Genomic DNA, 630 nt, shown 5'->3' with positions numbered 1-630 from the left:
TAGTGCCATGTAGAAAGAGCAGCACTTTAATGTTTATGCTGTTCCAATGTATTACATTCCGTACTTTCTATTTGTAACGTAATTTCAGTAATACTATGATTATGTTTTAGAACGTCTAAGGCCTTTTGATAGAGCTGATCTGGATCGCTATTAGGAGCAACTAAATGAGCAGTTAAATGAATGTTTTTTGAAGATATAGCCCAGACTTTCAACTGATGAATCCCTTCAACACCCTCTAGCATCAATAAATCATTTCTTAACGACTCAATATCAATCTCATCAGGAACCCCTTCAAGCAAAATATGGATACTTTGTTTTAATAAAACCCAAGTTCGAGGTAAGACCCAGAAGCCAATTAACACAGCGATTAAGGTATCTACCCACATCCACTGGGTAAAATAAATGACCACTCCTCCGATAATCACGCCTATCGATCCCAGTGCATCACTAAGAACTTCTAAATATGCGCCTTTCACATTTAGACTTCCTTCAGCACTCGCAGAAAGGATTTTCATTGAAATCAAATTTATGACCAAACCAATGACTGCGACAATCATCATTCCAATACTTTGAATTTCAGCAGGATTCGTAAAACGTTGGTAAGCTTCATAGACGATATATATCGCCACT

At 37.1% G+C, this 630-nt stretch carries 1 protein-coding gene; it reads right to left on the bottom strand.

What is annotated here, in order from left to right; genetic code table 11:
* Positions 1–26 precede the first annotated feature (26 nt).
* Positions 27–630 (bottom strand): cation diffusion facilitator family transporter (locus ACWQ4X_RS19770; protein ID WP_457904684.1); only part of this gene is annotated, 604 nt, incomplete at its 5' end.

The sequence above is a fragment of the Acinetobacter sp. NigerLNRRAM0016 genome (assembly GCF_054112845.1).
The sequence above is the reverse complement of the archived record's forward strand: the minus strand, read 5'-3'. Positions and strand labels throughout refer to the sequence as shown.